General features: G+C 61.5%; 20 protein-coding genes. 7 read left to right on the top strand and 13 right to left on the bottom strand.

The genetic code is table 11. The annotated features are described in order from the left end of the window. Positions 1–60 precede the first annotated feature (60 nt). Positions 61–927: an alpha/beta fold hydrolase gene (locus GGD53_RS10375; RefSeq protein ID WP_184455545.1), complete on the top strand. Its 867-nt coding sequence runs from the start codon at positions 61–63 to the stop codon at positions 925–927. Positions 928–995: 68 nt separating this feature from the next. Here GGD53_RS10375 and msrA read toward each other — a convergent pair whose 3' ends face one another. Continuing rightward, entirely contained in the window at positions 996–1,505 is a 510-nt protein-coding gene (gene msrA / locus GGD53_RS10380) for a peptide-methionine (S)-S-oxide reductase MsrA (protein WP_184455547.1), read from the bottom strand. A gap of 187 nt (positions 1,506–1,692) precedes the next feature. On the opposite strand from msrA, the gene GGD53_RS10385 reads away from it, so the two are divergent. From GGD53_RS10385 to GGD53_RS10400, 4 genes are read left to right on the top strand one after another with little or no spacing between them, the layout of a single operon-like run. After that, positions 1,693–2,838 carry an extracellular solute-binding protein gene (locus GGD53_RS10385; protein WP_184455549.1) on the top strand — a complete coding sequence of 382 codons (1,146 nt, stop codon included), beginning with the start codon at positions 1,693–1,695 and terminating at the stop codon, positions 2,836–2,838. After that, positions 2,838–3,728 carry an ABC transporter permease gene (locus GGD53_RS10390; protein ID WP_184455551.1) on the top strand — a complete coding sequence of 297 codons (891 nt, stop codon included), beginning with the start codon at positions 2,838–2,840 and terminating at the stop codon, positions 3,726–3,728. The genes GGD53_RS10385 and GGD53_RS10390 overlap by 1 nt, the downstream gene beginning before the upstream one ends. Beyond that, positions 3,725–4,552 (top strand): ABC transporter permease, encoded by an 828-nt coding sequence (locus GGD53_RS10395; RefSeq protein ID WP_184455553.1) that lies wholly within the window; start codon positions 3,725–3,727, stop codon positions 4,550–4,552. Before GGD53_RS10390 ends, GGD53_RS10395 begins: the two co-directional genes overlap by 4 nt. Before the next feature lie 35 nt (positions 4,553–4,587). Further along, positions 4,588–5,667, top strand: coding sequence for an ABC transporter ATP-binding protein (locus tag GGD53_RS10400; RefSeq protein ID WP_184455555.1), 1,080 nt, complete (start codon positions 4,588–4,590; stop codon positions 5,665–5,667). A gap of 5 nt (positions 5,668–5,672) precedes the next feature. Here GGD53_RS10400 and GGD53_RS10405 read toward each other — a convergent pair whose 3' ends face one another. The 7 genes from GGD53_RS10405 to GGD53_RS10435 all read right to left on the bottom strand — a co-directional run bounded on the left by GGD53_RS10405 (position 5,673) and on the right by GGD53_RS10435 (position 12,930). Continuing rightward, on the bottom strand, positions 5,673–6,506 hold the full coding sequence (locus tag GGD53_RS10405) for an inositol monophosphatase family protein (protein WP_184455557.1): 834 nt from the start codon (positions 6,504–6,506) through the stop codon (positions 5,673–5,675). 106 nt (positions 6,507–6,612) lie between these two features. Continuing rightward, the gene (locus GGD53_RS10410; protein WP_184455559.1) at positions 6,613–7,689 is read right to left on the bottom strand and encodes an ABC transporter ATP-binding protein; all 1,077 of its coding nucleotides are present in this window, start codon (positions 7,687–7,689) and stop codon (positions 6,613–6,615) included. A 61-nt stretch (positions 7,690–7,750) separates the two neighbouring features. Then, entirely contained in the window at positions 7,751–8,638 is an 888-nt protein-coding gene (locus GGD53_RS10415) for a carbohydrate ABC transporter permease (protein WP_184455561.1), read from the bottom strand. A 3-nt stretch (positions 8,639–8,641) separates the two neighbouring features. Further along, the gene (locus GGD53_RS10420) at positions 8,642–9,550 is read right to left on the bottom strand and encodes a carbohydrate ABC transporter permease (protein ID WP_184455563.1); all 909 of its coding nucleotides are present in this window, start codon (positions 9,548–9,550) and stop codon (positions 8,642–8,644) included. Positions 9,551–9,616: 66 nt separating this feature from the next. Continuing rightward, positions 9,617–10,879, bottom strand: coding sequence for an ABC transporter substrate-binding protein (locus GGD53_RS10425; protein WP_184455565.1), 1,263 nt, complete (start codon positions 10,877–10,879; stop codon positions 9,617–9,619). Positions 10,880–10,984: 105 nt separating this feature from the next. Further along, on the bottom strand, positions 10,985–11,884 hold the full coding sequence (locus GGD53_RS10430) for a TIM barrel protein (protein ID WP_184455568.1): 900 nt from the start codon (positions 11,882–11,884) through the stop codon (positions 10,985–10,987). A gap of 11 nt (positions 11,885–11,895) precedes the next feature. Further along, a complete protein-coding gene (locus GGD53_RS10435; RefSeq protein WP_184455570.1) occupies positions 11,896–12,930 on the bottom strand; it encodes a Gfo/Idh/MocA family oxidoreductase in 1,035 nt (344 codons plus the stop codon). Positions 12,931–13,064: 134 nt separating this feature from the next. On the opposite strand from GGD53_RS10435, the gene GGD53_RS10440 reads away from it, so the two are divergent. Then, positions 13,065–14,108, top strand: coding sequence for a substrate-binding domain-containing protein (locus GGD53_RS10440; RefSeq protein WP_184455572.1), 1,044 nt, complete (start codon positions 13,065–13,067; stop codon positions 14,106–14,108). A gap of 175 nt (positions 14,109–14,283) precedes the next feature. After that, positions 14,284–15,153, top strand: a complete 870-nt coding sequence (locus GGD53_RS10445) for a glycerophosphodiester phosphodiesterase (RefSeq protein ID WP_184455574.1) — start codon at positions 14,284–14,286, stop codon at positions 15,151–15,153. Positions 15,154–15,176: 23 nt separating this feature from the next. Here the strand turns inward: GGD53_RS10445 and GGD53_RS10450 are convergent, their stop codons facing one another. The 5 genes from GGD53_RS10450 to GGD53_RS10470 are packed head-to-tail and all read right to left on the bottom strand — an operon-like array spanning position 15,177 to position 19,650. Then, positions 15,177–15,986, bottom strand: a complete 810-nt coding sequence (locus GGD53_RS10450) for an inositol monophosphatase family protein (RefSeq protein WP_184455576.1) — start codon at positions 15,984–15,986, stop codon at positions 15,177–15,179. Then, the gene (locus GGD53_RS10455; protein WP_184455578.1) at positions 15,986–16,990 is read right to left on the bottom strand and encodes a LacI family DNA-binding transcriptional regulator; all 1,005 of its coding nucleotides are present in this window, start codon (positions 16,988–16,990) and stop codon (positions 15,986–15,988) included. Before GGD53_RS10455 ends, GGD53_RS10450 begins: the two co-directional genes overlap by 1 nt. Beyond that, entirely contained in the window at positions 16,983–17,753 is a 771-nt protein-coding gene (locus GGD53_RS10460) for a glycerophosphodiester phosphodiesterase (protein WP_184455580.1), read from the bottom strand. Before GGD53_RS10460 ends, GGD53_RS10455 begins: the two co-directional genes overlap by 8 nt. Beyond that, the gene (locus GGD53_RS10465; RefSeq protein ID WP_184455582.1) at positions 17,753–18,808 is read right to left on the bottom strand and encodes an ABC transporter ATP-binding protein; all 1,056 of its coding nucleotides are present in this window, start codon (positions 18,806–18,808) and stop codon (positions 17,753–17,755) included. Before GGD53_RS10465 ends, GGD53_RS10460 begins: the two co-directional genes overlap by 1 nt. Further along, complete coding sequence (locus GGD53_RS10470; protein WP_184455584.1) at positions 18,808–19,650, bottom strand: carbohydrate ABC transporter permease; 843 nt, start codon at positions 19,648–19,650, stop codon at positions 18,808–18,810. Before GGD53_RS10470 ends, GGD53_RS10465 begins: the two co-directional genes overlap by 1 nt. Positions 19,651–19,652: the final 2 nt, after the last annotated feature.

Here is a 19,652-nt window from a genome sequence, read left to right on the forward strand (position 1 = left end):
ATTAGGATCAGTCATGCAAGATGGGGACTAGTTGCATACTGCAATCGGACAAGGTGAGATATGGAAATGACCGGAGCAACTCTCGTCGCCGAAAAGATCATCGCATTCGAAGATGCGCAGCTGCACACCCAGGCCTTCGGCGATCCGGCCCACCCGCCCGTGTTGTTGATCATGGGAGTGATGTCTTCGATGCTGTGGTGGCCGGAAAGGTTCTGTGAGGAACTCGCCGCCCAAGGGCGCTACGTCATCCGTTACGACCAGCGCGACACCGGCCTTTCCACCTGTTATCCACCGGGCGAGCCGGACTATTCGTTCAGCGATCTGGCCGACGATGCCATCGCCATTCTCGACGGATATGGAATTGAAGCCGCGCATCTTGTGGGCATGTCGATGGGCGGTTTCCTGGCACAAGAGGCCGCATTGCGTCACCCCCGGCGCGTGCGAACACTCACCGTGATCAGCTCGTCGCCGCTTGGAGTCGACGGCCTGCCTTCTTCGACCAAAGCCTACCAGGAGCATTCCGCCGCTGCCGAAAGCCTCGACTGGTCGGATCTAGGGGCCATTTCCGATTTCCTGCGTCGCGATTCAGCCATGCTGGCCGGCACCAGGCATCCGCACGATGCCGAGGCGGCGAGTGCCCTCATCGCACGCGACATGGGCCGGACCGCGTCCTTCGCCAGTGCGACCAACCATTTCATGCTGTTGAGCGAGGACAAGGCGGCCACGCTGCATGCGTCCCGCATCGACGTGCCGGTTCTCGTAATCCACGGTACGTCGGACCCGCTTTTCCCGATCGAACACGGAGAAGCCTTCATCCGTGTCGCGCCGACCGCCCAACTGCAACGGATTGCTGGCGGGGGGCATGAAATTCACGATCAGGACGTCGACGAAATGGTGCGTGTCATCGCCGATCACACCGGGTTCTGACCCGCCTGCTGAGAGCCGGACGTGCCATGCACCCCGGCATTGTTTCCGGCATGCATGCACGAATTGCGTCAGGCGATCTTCTGGCGGGCCGGCAGTTTCCAGCCGGGCCGGACGAAGTGGCAGGTATAGCCGTTCGGAATCCGCTCCAGATAATCCTGGTGCTCGGGCTCGGCCTCCCAGAAATCGCTTACCGGCACGACTTCGGTGACGACCTTGCCGGGCCACAGGCCGGATGCGTCGACATCGGCGATCGTATCGCGGGCGACGCGTTCCTGCTCCGGGCTGGTGTAGAAGATCGCCGAGCGATAGCTCGTGCCGACGTCGTTGCCCTGGCGGTTGCGCGTGCTCGGGTCATGAATCTGGAAGAAGAATTCGAGGATTTCGCGGTAGCTGATCCGGGCGGGGTCGAAGATGATCTCGATCGCCTCGGCATGGGTCCCGTGGTTGCGGTAAGTGGCATTCGGCACATCGCCGCCGGTATAGCCGACGCGGGTCGAAATCACGCCCTTATAGCGGCGGATGAGGTCCTGCATGCCCCAGAAGCAGCCGCCGGCGAGCACTGCACGTTCTTCGGTCATTGGATGTCTCCTTGTTTCCCGAGAGATAGTGTCTCCCACCGCCGATTTCCATACGACGGAAATCAGCACAGCTGTGCAATTTCCTTCGAACGGGGCCGTCCTGTCATGCCGATGTTACGCGCCGGCGCTAGCAAAGTCGTGGACAATCCTGCGGAGGCTGAGCCTCGACACTTGATGGAGACGGGTTATGAACAGGCGTGAATTTGTGATCGCATCGTCGGCTGCGGCCGGTCTTCTGGCTCTTCCGCGTTTCGCAGCGGCCGCGGCCGGCACGATCGACCTCTACAGCGGTTCGGATGCCAACATCGTCGACCTCTGGAACAACATCATCCGCCCTGCCTTTGAAAAGGCCCATCCCGGCGTCGCCCTGAAGGTCACCGACGCCGGCGACAATAACGGCCTGCGCGCCATCGCCGATCGCGCACTCGCAGCCCTGAAGACCAAGACCGATCCGCAGGCCGACCTGTTCGAGCAGTTCGATCCGCGTCTGCCGTCCGGCGGCATCGATGCCGGCCTCTGGGCCAAACTCTCCGCCGAAAACATCGAAGGCTATGACCGCATCAATCCGCTCGCCCTCGATACCGCCTATTCCCTTCCCTACCGCGGTTCGCAGGTCCTGCTCGCCTATGACAAGACCAAGCTGGATCCGAAGGATGCGCCAAAGAGCTGGGACCAGCTCACCACATGGATCAAGGCCAATCCGGGCCAGTTCATCTACAACAGGCCCGACAAGGGCGGCTCGGGCGGCAATTTCGTCCGCCGCGCCATCCATGAGGTCAATGGCCGCGATCCGAGCAAATTCAAGGTCGACAATTTCACCGCCGACTTTGCCAGCCAAGCCCTGACACCGGCCTGGAAGATCCTCAGCGATCTCGCCCCCTCGCTCTACGACAAGGGCGCCTATACATCAGGCAATACGCAGTCGATCCAACTGCTCGCCCAGGGCGTTGTCACCATGGTACCGGTCTGGTCGGACCAGGTGCTGCAGGCGATCGCCCAGGGCGTGCTGCCGGATACGACCGGCCTCGTGCAGTTCGGCGATCTCGCTCTTTGCGGCGGCTTCTCCAGCATCACCGTGTTCTCGAACGGCGCCAACAAGGAAGCGGCCCTGAAGCTTGCCGCCTTCATGCTCACCAAGGAAATGCAGGAAGCGATCATCACCCAGATCGGCGGTTTCCCGGCCGTTTCTTGGGATCACGTTTCCGACGATCTGCGCAAGAAATATGCCGACGTCATCCCCTCGACGATCCCGACCTTCCCGGGCGGCGATTGGGAAAAGGCGATCAACGACGGCTGGTATCGCAACGTCGCCCCCAACATCAGCCGCACCTGATGTCCGCCGATCCTGCCCCGGCGGCCTGGCGTCGTCACAGATCCATCATCAGGGGGAGCGCGATCGGGCTCCTCCTCGTCGCCCTGCCGGTGTTCCTGCTTGCGTGGTTGATCATCTTTCCTATTCTTTCGGCGGTCGTCGGCACGATCTTCGTCCGAGGGCCTGACGGGGCGACGGGCTTTTCGTTCGCCTCCTACCGCTTCTTCTTCACCGATGGCTACAGCCTCGCCAATCTCGGGGTGACGCTCTGGACCACCGCCGTCTGCGGCGTCCTGCTTCTGGCGATCGGGCTTCCGATCGCACTTTACCTCCGTTTCTCGCAGGGACGCCTTGCGGCCTATGTGCAGGGCCTGGCGATCTTCCCCATGTTCGTGCCGTCGATCATCCTCGCCTATGCGCTGATCAGGACCATCGGGCCGAACGGCACCGTCGACCTGCTGCTGAATTCTGTCGGCCTACCAAAACTGCGTACGCCCTATCTGACGCCATGGGGACCGGTCATCGGTCTGGTCTGGGACAATCTTCCGCTTACGGTGCTGATGCTGACGGCCGGGCTCTCCTCCGTTTCGAACAGCGCCATCGAGGCTGCCCGCGATGTCGGCGCAAGGCCGTTGCGGGTCTTCGTCTCGATCATCCTGCCGCGGATGGGCAATTCGCTGCTGGTGACCGCCTCCTTCGCCGTGCTCGGCATCTTCTCCGCCTTCACCCTTCCCTATGTGCTCGGCCCGGCATCGCCTGAAATGATGGGGCCGTTCATGCAGCGCACCTTCGCCGATATGAACGATCCGCTTGATGCCATGACCCAGGCCGTCATCACTTTCGGTTTTTGTCTGGTCTTCGGCATCTTTTATATCAGATCGATCGCCCGCAACCGCGAGGCTAGGCCATGAGTGTCGGCAGAGCGGGCACCAGCCTCTGCGTCGACTGGATCGGCCTGCTCTTTGCCTGTCTGTTGACGCTGTTCATCGCGCTGCCGCTTCTCGTCGTGGGAACATGGGCCTTCACCGAGGTCTGGCGCTATCCCTCGGTAGTTCCGCAGCAATTCGGCCTGCGCTTTTGGGGCCAGACGCTGGCGCGGCCCGATGTCTGGAATGCTCTCCTCCTCAGCCTGCGATTGACGACGACGGTCACGCTTCTTTCTGCCATTATCTGCCTTCCCGCGGCTTATGCTTTTGCGCGCATGCGTTTTCCCGGCAGAAACATTCTCTTCCTCTCGTTCCTGGCGTCACATGCCTTTCCGAAATTCGGCCTGCTCGTCGCCATCGCCGGCATCTTCCTGCAGCTCGGCCTGATCAGCACCTTCTGGGGCGTCGTGTTGATCCAGCTCGTCGGCACGCTGATGCTGATGATCTGGATTCCGGTCGCCGCCTTCCAGAATGTCGACCGGCGCATGGAAGAGGCGGCCCGTGACGCGGGGGCAACACCGCTGCGCGTCTTCTGGTCGATCACCCTGCCGCAGGCCGCGCCGACCATATCCGCCGCGCTGCTTCTGACCTTCGTCGGCACCTTTTACGAAACCGAAGGCGCCTGGCTGATCGGTGCGCCGGAGATCCGCACCATGCCGGTGCTGATGATCAGCTTCATCAACAATCAGATCGTCGTGCAATACGGCGCCGTGCTCTCCGTCATGCTATGGGTGCCGTCCTTCATCGCGCTGATGTTTGCGCGGCGCGTCGTCGGCACCGGCGCCTTTGCGAGAGGTTTTGGCGCGTAAAGCGTCACGCACCCAATTCAGGGAAGGGTTTGAGAATGGCACATCTGGCGATCGAGGGCGTTTCGAAGCTGTTCGGGACCACCTTTGCCGTTCGCGATTTTGCGCTCGAAGTGGGCGACGGCGAGCTCGTCTGCCTGCTCGGCCCGTCCGGTTCCGGCAAGTCGACTCTGTTGCGGATGATTGGCGGCTTCGAGCGACCGAGCAGTGGAACGATCCGCATCGATGCCAAGGATGTGACGAACCTGCCGCCCGAGCGGCGCCCGACCGGCATGGTGTTCCAGAGCCATGCGCTTTGGACGCATATGGATGTCTTCAACAACATCGCCTTCGGCCTGAAGCTGCGCCGCCTGCCGAAAGCGGAAATCCGTGAGCGGGTCGAAAACGCTTTGGCGCTGGTCGGCCTTGCCGATTACGGACGCCGGATGACGACGCAGCTATCGGGCGGACAGCAGCAGCGCGTCGCGCTCGCCCGCTCGCTGGTGCTCGAACCGAAGATACTGTTGCTCGACGAGCCTTTCGCCAGTCTCGACCAGCACCTGCGCGAAAGATTGCGGGAGGAAGTGCGCGATATTCAGCAGCGCCTCGGCATCACCACGCTCTTCGTCACTCACGGCCAGGACGAGGCCCTGGCGCTTGCCGATCGCATCGTCATCATGCGTGACGGATGCACCGAACAGATCGCCCCGCCGAGCACCATCTACCGGCAGCCGCAGACGGCCTTCGTCGCCGGCTTCATCGGCTCGATGAATTTCGTCGAGAGCCACATCAGAAACGGCGTCTGCGAGTATCCGCTCTTCCCGCTCACCGTCCCTGTCGAAGACGGGCCGGTGACGCTTGCCAGCCGCCCGGAAGCACTGGCGATCCGCCTCTCTGATCGGGCGAATGCGGCGACTGTCCACCGCACCGTCGATTTCGGCACCCACAAGATGGTCGATGTCGATCTTGCCGACGGCACCCGTCTGAAGGCGATGGTGGCGCCGGACGATCGGATCCAGGCCGGAATGAAGGTCGAGCCCAGCTTCACGAGCTTTTTCGCCTTCCGCGATAACGCCCTCGTGCATGAGTCGATGCCGTCAAAGAGCGATGCGGAGGCCGGTCGACTGCTGCCGGTCTGACGGCGTCACACCTGATTTGAGAAGCCTTCCTTGAGCCAGGGATGCAGCGCCTTGCTGGCGGCAAGGATATCGCCGCGCCCGTCCACTTCAGCGCCGGAAAACCGCGTGACGATGCCGCCGGCCTCTTCGACCATCAGCGCCGAGGCGCCGAAATCATGGATCGAGAGGCCATCCTCGAAGAAGCCGTCCAGCCGGCCGCAGGCGACATAAGCTATCGACAGAGCCGCCGAGCCCAGGCGGCGCACGCCCGCCGTGTTGGCCATCAGGCGTTTGATGGCATCGAAATAGGTCTCTTCCGCAACCGCCTTCACCTGGCCTGGAATGGGCAGCCCGGCACCGATCAGGACGTTTTCGATGTCGCAGACATCGGCGCAACGGATGCGCTCGCCATTGAGATAGGCGCCGCCGCCGATCTCGGCGCTGAAGAGCTCGTCCTGCATGGCGTCATAAACGACTCCCGCCACCAGCCTGCCGCGTTCGGCAATCGCGATCGTCATGCCGAAGTGCGGCACGCCCCAGGCGTAGTTGGTCGTGCCGTCGATCGGGTCGATATAGATGATCGGCGTCTCCGGTCCGGCCGTGCGGTTGCCGACCGCCTCCTCGCCCTGGATGGCATAATCAGGGAAGGCCTTCGTCATCTCATCGACGATGATGCGCTCGACGGCGACATCGATCTCGGTCTGGTAATCGCGCGGCGCCTTGGCCAGCATTTCCCCGGATGTCCGCCGCCGCAGGGACGCCCGGGCCGTCTCGCCGGCCTTCAACACCGTTTCGGCAAGAATGACGAGGCGGGGCGACGCGTTCGGGGAAAGGCGAGCCGAAGTCGGGGAGGATGCCATGAAGAAAATCCGGATGCTGCAGAAATGAACGAAGCGAATCGTGCGGAGCCACTCCCTTCGCAGAGACCGATGATGGTTTTATGAAGCTGCCCACGCCTGACGGGTCTTATATCAGGCGTTCTGTCGATGCGTCAAAAAGATGGACCTGGGCCGGATCGACAGAAAGTCCGATCATCTCTCCTGGTCTGACCTTGTCGCGCCGCGTCTCGACGATCGTCAGTTCCGGCTGCGTCGCCGCGACGATGAAGGTCGAGGAGCCGGTCGATTCGACGAAGGCGATTGGCACGTCAAAGCTGCCGTGACCGAGCGCAACGACCTCGATATGTTCCGGCCGTATACCCGCGACAAGCTTGCGACCCGGCTCGACGACGCGGGTTATCGGAAGTCTCTGCTTCACCGCGCCGAAATCCAGGATCAGGCTCTTTCCGTCTTCCCCGGCGATCGCGGGAATGAAATTCATCGCCGGCGAACCGATGAAGCCCGCGACGAAACGGTTTGTCGGCCGGTCGTAGAGATCAAGCGGCGCGCCCTGCTGTTCGATGATGCCGTCGCGCATCACTACCACATGATCGGCCATCGTCATCGCTTCGACCTGGTCATGCGTGACGTAAACGAAGGTAGCGCCTAGCCGGTCGTGCAGGGCGCGAATTTCCTTGCGCATCGAGACACGCAGCGCAGCATCAAGGTTGGAAAGCGGCTCGTCGAACAAGAAGGCCTGGGGGTTGCGGATAATGGCGCGGCCCATGGCGACGCGCTGCCGTTGGCCCCCGGAAAGCTGACGCGGATAACGGTCGAGCAGCCGGGAAAGACCAGTGATGGCAGCGACTTCCTCGGCTTTCTGTTTTGCCTCAGCCTTGGGGACGCGGTGCATCTTCAGCGAATAGGTCAGATTCTGTTCCACCGTCATATGCGGATAGAGGGCGTAACTCTGAAAAACCATGGCTATATCGCGTGCCCGCGGCGGCACGTCGTTCATCACCTTGCCGGCAATCTTCAGCGTGCCGCCGGTAATTTTTTCCAGCCCGGCAAGCGAACGGAGCAACGTGGACTTGCCGCATCCCGACGGACCGACCAGCGCCACGAACGTGCCCTTGGGAATTGAAAGGTTGACGTTCTTAAGCGCGTGAAAGGCGCCGTAGTGCTTCTCGACGCCCGAGAGCTCGATTTGGATGTCCTGGCTCATACCGAAAACCTTGCTGGTCCCCAACCGGGACCGATGGGATGGTCAAGGGTGAAAAACGGCGTCACTTGACTGCTCCGGCGGCGATGCCGCGCGTTAGCGTGCGCTGGAAGATCAAGAAGAAGATTACGGTCGGTATTATACCCAGGAAAGCCGCCGAGGCCTGCAGCACCGGGTCCGACATGTTCTGACCGCGGGTGAGGCCCATGGCGACCGAGACCGTCTGATTGTTGTTGGACACCAGCATGACGAGCGGGATCAAGAATTCGTTCCAAGTCCAGATGAAAAAAAAGGTTCCCAGGACCATGAGCGTCGGCCTCAGCATCGGGACGACTACGAACCACAGCGTTTTCCAATGGCTCGAGCCATCCATCTCCGCCGCTTCGAGGATCTCCTTGGGAAAGGTACTCAGCACGGTCGAGAGCAGGTAAGTCCCGAAAGCGCTTTGCAGGACCGCGAAAATGATGATCACGGAAAGCTGCGTATCATAGAGGCCGCTAGCTTTCGCCATGTAGTAAAGCGGGTAAATGATGGACTCCTGCGGCACCATAATGCCGAGAAGAAAGACCACCAAAATCACGCGCGAACCCGGCACCTTGCCGACCCCAATCGCATAGGCGTTGAACAGGCTTATCAGTACCCCCAACACCGATACAGCGAGACTGATCACCACGCTATTGAGCAGCTTGCGGCTGAAATCAGACACCGTCCAGAATTTCTCGATCGCCGTGAGATCGATCGACCGAGGAATTGAAAGCGGTCCGCCGACTGCGTATTCGGCGCTCGCCTTGACGGCGTTGAGCAGAGCAAGGAAAAAGGGAAAGAGCGTAAAGGCGAGGAGCAGAATAAGGATGGCCAGCACCACCCACCGCATGGGATCGCGTCGGGCGCGATCGGCAGGTGCGGTCGCTTTTGCCTTGGTGGTGCCGTCGCTGAGAACTGAGTAAGCCATGATCTACTCCTTCGACTCCTGCTGGCTCTGGAAGCGTAGGAAAATCACAGCCAAAGCGATCGTCAGAGTCGTTTGAACGACCGCGATGGCTGCGGCATAGCCGACGCGTTGCGTTGTGAAGAAGTGGTAGTAAGTCAGATAGGATGGCACCAGAGTGGAGTTGTCGGGGCCGCCGGCGGTGATGACAAAGATTGGCGCAAAGACTTTAAGCGCTGCGATCAGCGTGGTCAGCACGACGACGAAAATCTCCGGCGCCAGAAGCGGAATGGTGATCGTCACCAGCCGGCTCCACCAGTTTGCCCCATCGAGCTCCGCAGCCTCGTAGAGAGAAGGGTCGATGCGTGAAAGACCGGCCATGAAAACCACCAGACAATAGCCGACCTGTATCCAGACAATGACGAGCGAGACGGAAGTAAGCGCGTATGTCGCATCGCCGATCCAGTTCTGGGCGAGATTATCAAGGCCGATGGACTTTAGCGTGATGTTGATGACGCCGACGGGATTGAGAATCCAACCCCAGAGCACGCCCGCGACCGTTACGGGCAGAATCTGCGGTAAGTAAAAACCGGCCCTGAAGAAGCTCGAGACCCATTCCCCGAATTGGTCCCTGACGTAGTCGAACAGCAAAGCGGCCAGCACCAGGCCGATGCACACCGGTATCACGGTCATCGAGACGATGAACAGCAGCGTGTGATACATCGATCCCCAGAATTGATCGTCCGTAAGCAGGCGATGATAGTTCTGCAGGCCGACCGGTCGCGGCGTACCAACGCCTTTCCATGCCGTGAAGCTCAGCCCGAGATTAGCAAGCTGCGGTATGAGCACGATGAGAATGAAGCCGATCGTTCCCGGGATGAGGTAGAGGCTATAGCTTCGTGAACCGTCGCTCGATCGCTGGCTGGATATGGCCATATCATTCTTCCTTTAGCCTCCCAAAATGGGCTGCGCCAAAGGCGCAACCCAGCGTTCAACGTCGCGCTACTGATTTTCCTGCGCGTCGTCGTAAACCTGCTTGATCTGTTCGACGAACTGTTCCGCAGTCAGACTGCCCTGGAAGAGACCGGTGTCTTTCTGATTGAGCACGTCGTAGTAGCCGGGGACCGGCCAGTCAGGATAGAAGCCGAGGCCGTTTTTGTCAGAGATCTGCTTGAAAACCGCTGCGGCGTTCTTGCCGATAGGGTTGGTGATGGCGGAAAGATCAGCGGCGATCGGGACGCCGCCCGCATTGCCGAGTTCAGCTTGGTACTTCGGCGACAAGGTCAGGCTGATCCACTCGGCGGCGAGATCGGGATTCTTGCTACCCTTGGGAACGACCCAGAGATTGCCTGTCGAGCCGACAGAATATTTCGGCGTCGGAATCACGAACTGACCCCACTTGAAGTCTTTGATAGTCGACGCAAAGGTGCCGAGATTCCACGTGCCCGAGACGTACATTGGTGCCTTGCCGGACGTAAAGAGCAGAGCTGCATCCGGGTCCTTCATGCCCGTGGAGTCCTTGCTGATGTAGCCCTTGCTGACCCAGTCGACCAAGGTCTGCGCCGCATAGAGGTAAGGCGCGCCGTCGAGAGGCGCCTTCAAACCCTGATAATTCTGGATCCAAGCGTCATCGGCCTTGGTATAGGCGAGAGAGGCAAGCAAGTGCTGACCACTGGTGTCGATGGCGCCGAGCGCGAGAGGTGTGAGACCTTTCTGCTTGAAGGCTTCCAAGTCAGCGACCCACTCTTCAAGCGTCGTCGGCGGCTTGAGGCCTGCCTTTTCGAACATGTCAATATTGTAGAAGCACGAAACATATTCGCCGAAGACAGAAACGCCCCAAACAGGGCCGGAGCCATAGATGCCCTTTTCGTCATAACGGCTCAGGACAAAATCGCCTTCGTTAAGGATCTTGTCCCAGCCCTCCTTCTTCACGTAGGCATCCAGATTGGTCAGCAATCCCTGGCTTGCAACCAAGCCAGCGGTCGCATTGCCCTTGTTGTACTCGAGCACGTCGGGGGCCTGATCCGAATTAAGGATCATGCCGCCTGAGGCCTGCAACTGCTGAAAGGTCTTCTGCTCGAAGCTGACGTTGATATCAGGATGTTTCGCCTTGAACTCCTCGAGCGCCTTCTTCCAGACAATGCCCTGAGCCGTGGTCGGCTCCTCGAACCACCAGATCTTGAAAGTCTTCTGTTCGGCATGGCCGATCGATGTCATCAGCATCGCCGTGCCGAGTGCTAGCGCAAGTGTTGCAATTCTTTTCATGCCTTCCTCCCAAAAAAGCGGCTGCGCCGCGAAAAGACCAGTTAGTCAGTCATGGCGCCCCGCCCCAGCCTCCCAGCCCGGCGGCGCTCCATTTTAGGCGGTTGATCAGGGATCAACAATGAAATCTCCGCCCCGGCATTTCTTTAGATAGTTGAGCCCGTGAACCTGGCCAGTCATCTCAAGTTCGTCGCGATAGACCGGGTCGTGCCACCCCTCGATGTCGATCGAGCCCGACCAGCCGGCAAGGCGCAGCTCGGAAATGATGTCGGTCCAGTCGCTGTCGCCGAAGCCCGGCGTGCGCATGAAGACGAACTTTTCCTTGCCGAAGATGCCGTGTTCCTTGATGACCTCCCAGCGGATGGTCGCGTCCTTGCCGTGGACGTGGAAAAACTTGTGCGCCCATTTGCGGATCTGCGGCATGGGGTCGATCAGATAGACCATCTGATGGCAGGGTTCCCATTCCAGCCCAATATGGTCATCCGGCGTCTCGTTGAAGATCAATTCCCAGGCATCCGGGTTGTGAGCGATGTTCCAGTCGCCACTCGCCCAATTGCCATCCATGGCGCAGTTCTCGAAGGCGATCTTGACGCCTTTGTCGGCGGCGCGTTTGGCGAGTTCGCTCCAGATCTCTTTGTAGCGCGGCAGACTGTCGGTCAGCGGCTTGCCGCGAATGCGTCCGGTGAAGCCGGCGACGCAGGTGGCGCCGAAATGATGAGCGTTGTCGATGCAGTCCTTCCAGCCCTGCAACGTCTCCAGGTCGATCGCGTCCTCTTCCAGCGGGTTACCGAACATGCCGAGCGTCGAAATCGTGATGTCGCGGTCGCCGATCGCGTCGAGGCAGCGCTTGCCGAGCTCGGCGAGGTTCTGTCCCTTCGTCGTCTGCCAGAAGAACGGTTCGAAGCTCTCGAAGCCCAGCTCGGCAATCTGGCCAATGCGTGTGGCGGCGTCGCCCTTGTTGCCGCTGACCATGGTGCCGATGCGAATGGATTTTGCAGGGTTGCTCACGTCACTTCATCCTATGCTGAAATTTCGATGCGCCGGCCTGTCTTGGCGCTTTCGATCGCGCCGAAGACCATCGCAAGGCTTCTGATATTGTCGGAATTGACGGTTTCGGGCTGATTGCCCGTGCGGATCGCGGCGATGAAATCGGCGATGACGCTGGCATGGCCGTGAGTTTCCTCGTCACGCTCCGGGCCGGGAACGTTTACGGAAACGAAGCCGCGCAACAGGCCGGGCTCTTGCCCGGCGACGGCGGCCTTGAAGCTCTCCTCACCGTCCCAGGTCAGCATTCCCTTTGAGCCGACGAGCCGCCACTGGCTCTCCCAGCTGGTGCGCTCGCCTTCGGCGCACCACGAACCGCGATAGGTGAAGACGATATCGTCGGAAAATTCGAAGATGGCGTTTGCCGACGCGCCGTGCCGGTACCAGGAACCCTTCGGGTTGCGCTCGACGCAATAAACGGCGACCGGCTTTTTATCCGCGACGTAGCGGGCGGCATCGAATGTGTGGATCGCCATGTCGAGAAGCAGCACATTTTCCATCTCCTCGCGAAAGCCGCCGAAATGCGGCGCGAGGAAGAAGTCGCAGTGAATGCCGGTGAGCTCGCCGATCGCACCGCTGTCGACAAAACGGCGCAGGCGCCTGACGCCCGATATGAAGCGTCGGTTCTGGATGACGGCATGGATACGGCCGGTCTCTGCGGCGAGATTGATCAGCGCAGCGCCTTCGGCCAGCGAGGCCGCCATCGGCTTTTCGCTCAGCACGTGGCATCCGGCCTTGAGCGCGGTCGAAACGACATCGTATCGGGCAGCTGGAATGACGATGTCGAAGACGAGATCGGCCTTCGTGGCATCGATGACTTCGGACAGGTCAGAGCCGATGACAGCGTCTTCCAGACCGAACTCGGCCGCGAGCTTTTCCGCCGTCTCCCGGTTCAGGTCGACAAGGCCGACGATGGCGATGGACTCGGCGAGTTGAGGGTGGGACGCGATGGCGCGCAACCAACCCTTGGACATAGCTCCGCACCCGCACAGAATGGCACTGAATTTCACGATTTCCTCCGAGGGAATGGCGCCCACTCTCCTGGTGACACGCATCCCGTAAACGTTTACGACTGTAGGCGGAAACGTTTTTGGATGTCAATAGAGGCGAATGCGAAAATGCGGACCGGAGGAAAAGCTCAGCCATGAAAGGGATTCGCCAGCTTGCCGAGCACCTGGATATCTCGATCGGCACGGTCTCCCGTGCGCTGAACGGCAAGCCTGACGTCAAAGAGGAAACTCGCCGGCGCGTGCTGGCGGCGGCCGAGGAGCTCGGCTATGTCGCCAATCAATCGGGGCGAAGCCTCCGGCAAGGCGAGACGAAGGTCATCGGGCTGATGATCGAATCCAGCCAGGAAGCGGTCGAAAATGCCGATAACTTCTTCCTCGGCGTCACCAGCGGTCTGCAGCATGTCTTTGCCCGTCATCAGCTCGATCTCCTGATGCTTCCCTGCCCGGCGGACGAAGACCCCTGCGAATATCTGAAGCGCATGGTGGCGCGGCGTGTCGTCGATGCGATGATCATCTCCAATACGCAGCGCGTGGACCGGCGCGTCGATCTTCTTTCGCGAGCAAAGATCCCCTTCGCCGCCGTCGGCCGCAGCCTTTCGGCCGGCAATTTCCCCTGGGTCGATCTCGATTTCGAGGGTGTCGCGGAACGCGCTGTCGAACGGCTGGTCGCCCGCGGCCATCGCCGGATCGGGATCACCGCGCCATCGAGCGAGGTCAATCTCGGCTATGTCTTTGTCGAGAGCTATCGCCGCGCGCTCGAACGGCACGGCATTCCCTTCGACCCATCGCTCGTCATTCGTGTCAAGTCGAGCGAACAGGGCGGCTACCAGGCAGCGCATGAATTGCTTCAGCTTGAAGATCGGCCGACCGCGGTCATCCTGATCTACGAGCTGATGGCGATTGGCCTTTACCGTCGGCTGATGGAAGCGGGTATCCGTATCGGCCGTGATCTCGCGGTGATCGGCTTCCGCGATGCGCCGCGCGCACGCTTCCTGCAGCCCTCGCTCAGCTGCTTCCGCATGTCGCTCTACGATCTCGGTATTGCGCTCGGTCAGACGCTTCTCGCCAACATGCCGGCCTATCGCGCGTTCTATCCGGACGGCGGCCGCAACATCGTCTGGCCGCTGGAGCTGGTTCCGGGGGAAAGCGATGCCTTTGAGGTCGAGGCCCAGGCTTGAGCGCTGCGGCGGCGACGGTCCCGTGCGCTACGATCGGCCGCCGCCGCGCTCGCGGCAGCCGTTCCCCTCTCGTGATCGAACCGTAGTGAAGGGGCAGGCCGGCATCTCGTCGTGAAGGTCATATTCGGCCCTTGATAATCGCGGCTTGGCAAGGCAGGAGAGTGACATCGCGGAGATGCAGATGACGAGATTGGCGGATTTAAAGGGCCTGGAGATTTCGCATGAGGGGCATCGCACCCGTCTGAAATGGCACCGGCTGCGCAAACGGTTTGCCGATCCCCTGTTCTCCGCCGAGGTGATGGCGGAGGGTTTTGCAGCAGGCGCCTCGATGGAACTCGATCTGCGCGTGCGCGCCGACGGCGGCTTCGTCGTGCTGCACGACATGGAGCTCGAAGGTGAAACGACGGGCCGTGGACCAATCGCTGCGAAGAACGCTGCCGACCTCCGCGATGTCAGGATGAAGGACGGCGCCCGGCCGCTGATCCTCAGTGAGGATCTGGCCGATATGATGCGGGCAACGCATCCGGCCGCATTGCTGCAATTCGACATGAAGGACGATTACGAAGCTGTCGGCACCCGCGGCATCGAGCATCTTGCCGGGCATTTCCGCGATATCGCCGCCTCGGTGATCGTCAGCGGCGGCAGCCTCGACCTCATTGTGGCAGCCAAGAAAAAGCTTCCGCATCTGCTGCGCGGCATCGATCCGACCGAGAAACTTTACGATATTCGGCAGGCCGGCGGCTGGAGCGCGGCGGAAATGGAGCTGCGCGCCGACCTGCGCGGTCCGACAGAACCCGACACGATCTATCTCCACTGGCAGCTGATCCTTGATGCCGCCAAGGATGGCCTCGACCTGATCGGGCTCTGCCGGGACGAAGGCAAACGCGTCGATGCGTGGACCTTCACGCTGAAGGATCCGGTGGCCGGTTTCAGCGATGCGGAATGGCGGAGCTTCTCGACATTGATGGCGCTGAAACCGGATCAGATCACCACAGACGAGGCGCCGGCGACCGAACGCGCCTGGGCGCGCCGCATAGCGGCTTGACCGGCGAAAGGACGCACGGCGCTCTACAGTCCCTCGATATCAAGGATGAAGGCGAATTCACCGGCAAGCCCTGACGCGTGGGCGATGACAGGCCCGCCTTGCGCGAGCAACCTGCTGACCGGCGGCATCGCGACGATCGCGCCGGCCTCTTCGGCGATCAGCGCACCGGCCAGCATATCCCAGGCATTGAGGTGGCGTTCGTAACAGAGATCAGCAGCACCCTCGGCAACGCGGACAAGGTCAATGGCGGCTGCGCCCAAGCGCCGATAATCCATGCCGCGCTCATGAAGTCGCTTGGACAGCGCGAGATACTCATCGAAGCTCGTCTTGCGCGAATGGCCGAGAATGATGAGCGCATTGGCCGGATCGACAGTCGTCGCCGCATGGATCGGCAGTCCATCCTTGAAGGCGCCGCCGCCGCGCACCGCGTGAAAGACTTTGTCCTCGGCAGCGTCGTAGACGACGCCGATCTCGACCTTGTCGCCGACGACAAAGGCGATCGAAACGCCCCAGTGGCGGAAGCCCCTGATGTAGTTGGTCGTGCCGTCGATCGGATCGACGACCCAGGTGCCGGCCCCTTCCGATTGCCCGCCGCTCTCCTCTCCCATGAAGGTATCGTCCGGAAAGCGCGAGATGAGCCCGTGGCGGATCGCCTGCTCGGCCCTCCTGTCGGCGATGGTGACGAAGTCCTGCAATCCCTTGCTTTGAACGGCAAGGGTGCCGGGATCCGACTCGCGTCGAAACCTGGCCGTCTCCCGTCCGACCTCGAGCGCAACGGTAATCGCGGCCTCCGCCCGTGCGCGGATGGCAGCGGCGTCGAATGCGGCATTCATCAGGCAGTCCTTCTTTTTATCAATGTCACCGGTGTGAACTCGACACGCGCCGGCAGCTCCGGTTCGGCCATCCGGCTGATCAGCAGATCGACGGTGCGTTCTGCCTGGAGGTCGCACGGTTGGCGGATGGTCGTCAGGTCGTAGGCGGTCCACGCGGCCTGGGGGATGTCGTCATGGCCGATAATGCGGAGCGGCGGCGTCTCGTCGCGGCTCCTGCCCTGCATGACGCGGTCGATGACCCCGCAGGCCATGTAGTCATTGGCGCAGAACAGCCCATCGATGCCGGATGCAGCCAGGTCGGTTGCCGCGTCATAACCGCTCCGATAGTCGTTGATTTTGACCTGCAGGAACTGCCCCTCGACGCCAAGCTGCTTGCAACGGGCGACGAAGGCCTCGCTGCGACGTCGCGCGGTATAGGATCTGGCCGGGGCAGCCATCACGGCCGGCTTACGCACGCCGCTATCGATCAGATGGCTGGCCGCCAGATGACCCGCCATGCTGTCGTCGGAGATGATGCGGTCGACAAAAGGAATGTCGTTGCCCTTGTTGATCAGCACGATCGGCACGCCTTCGGCTGCGCATTGTTCGCAGATTTCGGTCGGCGGTGCGTCCGATGTGACGATGACGCCTGACACGGCGTAATGCAGCAACTGGCCAATGACCGTTGAAGTATCCGCCTCTTGTGAGGTTGGCAGCAGGATCGGGCGGAAGTTACGGGCGAGCAGCGCCCGAGACAGATGCTCGATCTGCAGCGTGCGGAACGGGTTGTCGAAACCGGCGGCGACGAGACCGACGAGATCGGAACGCTTGTTGGTGAGGCTTCGGGCAAGATAATTCACTCGATAGCCGAGTTCCTTGGCAGCCTGATAGACCTTCTCGCGCGTTTTCGGCGAAACGCTGGCATCCGGGGTGAAGGCGCGCGACACGGCGGCGCGCGAGACGCCGGCCACCCGCGCCACGTCGAAGGAGGTTGCCTTGCGCGGCCCCTTGTCCTTGTCAGCCAAGTGCTTTCTCCTTGATCGGAGGCGGCCGCATCAGATCGGGCAAATCGGTGCAGATGCCGAGAACCGGGAGTGTCATCAGGTCATCGAGAATGGTCCGCCGCTCCTCGTGCCAGAGCACGATCTCGCGGCCGGCCTCGAAGGCACGAGCCATCAGCGACTCGGTCACCAGATCCTGCGGGCGCTCCCCTGCCCTCTCCCAGCAGAGATGGAGAATATCGGCGCTGGCCTCATCACCGAGCGCATGCGGATCGTGACCGACACGGATCAGCACCGAGAGCGGAAAATCGCAGCTCGCGTCCCTGAGTTCGCGCACCTGCGCGGTATCGAAGGAGCCAAGGCAGGCAAAGCGCTGGTTCATTTCGACAAGGTGCCGCCAGCATCGGATGCCGGTCTCCGGCGCCTTGAGCTCGACATAGAGACCGGTCCCGGTCTCGCGGGCGAGAGCGGCTGCCTGCGAAAAGCTCGGCACGTCGACGCCGTCAAGGCCGGCAAGCTCAGCCGCCGTCATTTCCGAGATGCGCCGGTCGATGCCGTAGACCCGCTCCAGATGGTCGTCATGGGAGACGACCACCACGCCGTCACCGGTCAACTGCGTGTCGAGCTCCCACATCTCCGCGCCGAGTTCGGCCGCGCGGCGGAAAGCGGCGAGCGTGTTTTCGCGTTCGTGGCCGCTGGCGCCGCGATGGCCGATGCAGAAGGGAAGCCGGCCCTTGGCCGTCGGCCAGCCGTAACGATCGAAGAAGGCTGAAAAATCGCGGGTCATCAGAGCCTCGTTCCGTTCTCGTCGAAGACGAACACGCCGCGGCTGTCGATCCCCCAGGCGACATCGTCGCCGACGTGAATATCGTTGCGCGCCGGCTGGATCGAGCGCAGCAGCGGCCCGCCGGCAACCCGCACGTCGTAAAGGTTCTCCCGCCCTTGTGTTTCGGCGAAGGTGATCTTGCCGGACACGGTGACGTCGCCCGCAGGCGTAAAATGCTCCGGCCGCACCCCGAGCATCAGCTTGGTGCCTTCTGCGGCGCCGATGGCGTTCGGCAACGGGACCCGGATCTCACTTTCCGGGATTGCGAAGGCGCCCTTGTCCATGACGCCGCGCAGGAAGGTGATCGGCGGATTGCCGAGGAAGCCGGCGACGAAAGCGGTCTTTGGATCGTTGTACATCTCGGCCGGCGTGGCGATCTGGACGATCTCGCCCTCTTTCATGATGGCGATGCGGTCGCACATGCTCATCGCCTCCACCTGGTCATGGGTAACGAGGATGGCGGTGATGCCGGTCTCTCGCTGCAGGCGGCGGATCTCCGAGCGCATTTCGAGGCGCAGCTTGGCGTCGAGATTGGCGAGCGGCTCGTCGAGCAGCAGCACGTCCGGCTTTCGGATCAGCGCGCGCGCCAGCGCCACACGCTGCTGCTGGCCGCCGGAAAGTTCAGCCGGCCGGCGGCCCATCAGATTGCCGATGTGGACCAGGCCTGCGATGCGATCGACCTCTTTGCGGATCTCGGCGGCAGGCGCGCCCTTGACCTTCAGAGGAAATCCAATGTTCTCGGCAACTGTCATGTGCGGGTAGAGCGCATAGGACTGGAAGACGACACCGACATTGCGGGCCTGGCTCGGGAGATCCGTGACATCCCGCTCGCCGAAGAGGATGCGCCCGCCGGTCGGCCTGTGAATGCCGCAGACTGCAAAAAGCGTCGTCGACTTGCCGCAGCCGGACGGACCAAGCAATGCCAGCATCTCGCCACCGGCGACTTCGAGCCGCATGTTCTCGATGACCTTAGTGGAGCCGAAGCTCTTCGAGAAATTGTCGAGGAGGATGCGCATCAGCCTTTGCTCCCGCCGCCGTAGATGTTCATGAGGTATTTGTTGAAGAGCGCGTAAGCGATCAGCACCGGAATGAGGTAGAATAGGCCGACCGCCTTGAACATGTTGAAATCGTAATTGTTGTCGTCGGCGAGGAAGCCAGCGAGATAGACCGACAGCACCTGCACCTGATTGCCCGGCGCCAGCACCTGCGGCAGGATGAACTCGCCCCAGCCGGACAGGAAGGAGAACAGGCCGAGGGCCATGATGCCGGGCTTGACCTGCGGCAGCACCAGGCTGCGCCAAACCCTGAAACGCGAGGCGCCGTCAACGACGCCGGCCATTTCGATTTCCCAGGGCACGGTATCGTAGAAGCCCTTCATCAGCCAGATGCCGAGCGGTAGGTCGATCGCCGCCTTCACCAGGATGACGCCGATCAGGGAGTTATAGAGGCCGATCATCTGCAGCACGATGAAGATGGCGATGATCAGCGTTACCGACGGGAAGGCGTGCAGCACCATGACGCCGGCAAGGAAGAAGCCGCGTGCCGGCACGTTCAGCCGAGACAGCACATAACCGGCCATCGAGGAGACGATCAGCACCAGACTGGTGGTGCAGGCCGAAAACAGCAGCGTATTCAGGGTCACGTGCCAGATGTTCGCCTTGCCCGCCGTTGTCTGCCACAGGAAACGCCAATGGTTGAGCGTCAAGCCGGAGGGCAGCAAGGCGTCCGGCGGCTTCACCGTGACGGTGTCGAGGAAGAGATAGACATACATCAAGAGCAGCGGCAGGCTGACGATGGTCAGCGCCGTCAGGACAGGCCAATTGCGATAATTTGCCGAGGGCTGCGAGCGTTCGACCATGG

This window comes from Rhizobium aethiopicum, from assembly GCF_014197535.1.
Lineage (GTDB): Bacteria > Pseudomonadota > Alphaproteobacteria > Rhizobiales > Rhizobiaceae > Rhizobium > Rhizobium aethiopicum_A.

What these genes read in the sequence shown, in the direction of transcription:
- GGD53_RS10450 (WP_184455576.1), bottom strand. Translation starts at nt 15,986, where the DNA reads ATGAATGCCGCATTCGACGCCGCTGCCATCCGCGCACGGGCGGAGGCC.
- GGD53_RS10445 (WP_184455574.1), top strand. Translation starts at nt 14,284, where the DNA reads ATGCAGATGACGAGATTGGCGGATTTAAAGGGCCTGGAGATTTCGCAT.
- GGD53_RS10390 (WP_184455551.1), top strand. Translation starts at nt 2,838, where the DNA reads ATGTCCGCCGATCCTGCCCCGGCGGCCTGGCGTCGTCACAGATCCATC.
- GGD53_RS10415 (WP_184455561.1), bottom strand. Translation starts at nt 8,638, where the DNA reads ATGGCTTACTCAGTTCTCAGCGACGGCACCACCAAGGCAAAAGCGACC.
- msrA (WP_184455547.1), bottom strand. Translation starts at nt 1,505, where the DNA reads ATGACCGAAGAACGTGCAGTGCTCGCCGGCGGCTGCTTCTGGGGCATG.
- GGD53_RS10395 (WP_184455553.1), top strand. Translation starts at nt 3,725, where the DNA reads ATGAGTGTCGGCAGAGCGGGCACCAGCCTCTGCGTCGACTGGATCGGC.
- GGD53_RS10420 (WP_184455563.1), bottom strand. Translation starts at nt 9,550, where the DNA reads ATGGCCATATCCAGCCAGCGATCGAGCGACGGTTCACGAAGCTATAGC.
- GGD53_RS10385 (WP_184455549.1), top strand. Translation starts at nt 1,693, where the DNA reads ATGAACAGGCGTGAATTTGTGATCGCATCGTCGGCTGCGGCCGGTCTT.
- GGD53_RS10425 (WP_184455565.1), bottom strand. Translation starts at nt 10,879, where the DNA reads ATGAAAAGAATTGCAACACTTGCGCTAGCACTCGGCACGGCGATGCTG.
- GGD53_RS10410 (WP_184455559.1), bottom strand. Translation starts at nt 7,689, where the DNA reads ATGAGCCAGGACATCCAAATCGAGCTCTCGGGCGTCGAGAAGCACTAC.
- GGD53_RS10460 (WP_184455580.1), bottom strand. Translation starts at nt 17,753, where the DNA reads ATGACCCGCGATTTTTCAGCCTTCTTCGATCGTTACGGCTGGCCGACG.
- GGD53_RS10375 (WP_184455545.1), top strand. Translation starts at nt 61, where the DNA reads ATGGAAATGACCGGAGCAACTCTCGTCGCCGAAAAGATCATCGCATTC.
- GGD53_RS10440 (WP_184455572.1), top strand. Translation starts at nt 13,065, where the DNA reads ATGAAAGGGATTCGCCAGCTTGCCGAGCACCTGGATATCTCGATCGGC.
- GGD53_RS10465 (WP_184455582.1), bottom strand. Translation starts at nt 18,808, where the DNA reads ATGCGCATCCTCCTCGACAATTTCTCGAAGAGCTTCGGCTCCACTAAG.
- GGD53_RS10400 (WP_184455555.1), top strand. Translation starts at nt 4,588, where the DNA reads ATGGCACATCTGGCGATCGAGGGCGTTTCGAAGCTGTTCGGGACCACC.
- GGD53_RS10470 (WP_184455584.1), bottom strand. Translation starts at nt 19,650, where the DNA reads ATGGTCGAACGCTCGCAGCCCTCGGCAAATTATCGCAATTGGCCTGTC.
- GGD53_RS10405 (WP_184455557.1), bottom strand. Translation starts at nt 6,506, where the DNA reads ATGGCATCCTCCCCGACTTCGGCTCGCCTTTCCCCGAACGCGTCGCCC.